Consider the following 1,417-nt stretch of genomic DNA (forward strand, 5'->3'; position numbering starts at 1 on the left):
GTAAAGAGACAATAGCAGATTATGTGCTGCCATATATAAATTTACATTCAGCAGAGGAAGAATTAAGCCTTGATGATATAATGCCGGATAATATAGAAGAAGTGGAGAAATACAAGGATTTATTAGATCAGGCAGAGAAATCAAATTCAAGACAGGTCGTCACTATAAATAAATTAACTAAGGAACTGGTAGTAAAGAAGTCAGAGGTTGAAGAACTTGTTACTGAGAATAAAAAATCCTTGGATTTACTGAAAGAAAAAGATGGTGCAATAACGAGACATTTAAAGACTATAGAGAAATTGGAAAAAGAAATTGAGAAGCTGAAAAGTCAAAAATCAGAACTGGATATACAGGTTAAGGAAAAAGAAAAGATAATAAAAGACCTTAATAGTAAGAATAATCCTAAAACGCCGGCTAAAAAGACAACAAGAGGCAGAGGGAAAACTAAAAAAACAGCAGAAGATATTGATATAGATGACGTTTTGAAAGAAGGACTTGGAGAATAATGAGAAAAGAAGATATGGAAGAATTAAAGAATATAGCAGAGGGACTTGTGACAGCTTTGGAAGATCGTGACGAAGAAGGAGTAAGAAGCCTTATGGAATCTTTAATGGAAAAATGGAAAGAAGTGGAATAATAAAAAAAGCCCGTCTTTTAGAGAGGGCTAGAAGGATGGAACTTTTGGTATATATTACATTGATCAAGTTTATTAAATTTACAATGTTTGTTGTTACAATGAGTGAGTATTTTCTTTTGATTTTTAGTAGGGAATCCATGAGAAGAAATGCCGAAAATTTTAACGGTAATTTCTTGAATGTTCCGTGATATATCACAGAATCCCTTAAAATACTCGAAATAAAAATTCATAATAAACACATCCTTAAGAAAAGAAGTTAAAAATAGTCTAACATACAATAAATACATTTTTCCTTATAACGTGGATGTCTTTTAATTTCTTCTTGTAAATAATCGGAATCAAAAACATCCTGAAGATCAATTTTATGTATCTGACAATTAATATTAATATTTGAAAAATCATGACAGATACCTGAATTCATATCAAGAATAAATTTTTTGTTAAGATACTTATACATAATATAACCACCTTTCAGAAAAAAACATCTGACAAATTATATCATAAATTAATAAAAAATAAAAGAGCTTATACTTTGGAACTAACCGAAAGTATAAGCTTGAGTGTGAGTAATAATACTAGAAAATAAGTATATATCAAATTAATTTTACAATAAAAAAACATATTTGTAAAGAGAAATAAAAGCCATGAAAAAGAAGAGGTTCAGAAAAAGTTAATCAATTTATATTATAAAAATATAAAAAAGCTCCTTATTATAAATAAGGAGCGAAGAATAAATTATTTATGAAATCTCAATGTTAATTATAAACAAAAATAAAAAAT

The 1,417-nt window shown here is 27.9% G+C and carries 2 protein-coding genes; both read left to right on the forward strand.

What is annotated here, in order from left to right; all coding sequences use genetic code 11:
* On the forward strand, positions 1-506 hold a 506-nt coding region (locus NK213_RS20040; RefSeq protein ID WP_253352642.1), incomplete at its 5' end, for a hypothetical protein.
* Positions 506-637: a hypothetical protein gene (locus tag NK213_RS20570; RefSeq protein WP_256478854.1), complete on the forward strand. Its 132-nt coding sequence runs from the start codon at positions 506-508 to the stop codon at positions 635-637. The genes NK213_RS20040 and NK213_RS20570, both read left to right, overlap by 1 nt.
* The last annotated feature ends 780 nt before the right edge of the window (positions 638-1,417 follow it).

It is taken from the genome of Sebaldella sp. S0638 (assembly GCF_024158605.1).
Taxonomy (GTDB): Bacteria; Fusobacteriota; Fusobacteriia; order Fusobacteriales; family Leptotrichiaceae; genus Sebaldella.

What these genes read in the sequence shown, in the direction of transcription:
- NK213_RS20570 (WP_256478854.1), top strand. Translation starts at nt 506, where the DNA reads ATGAGAAAAGAAGATATGGAAGAATTAAAGAATATAGCAGAGGGACTT.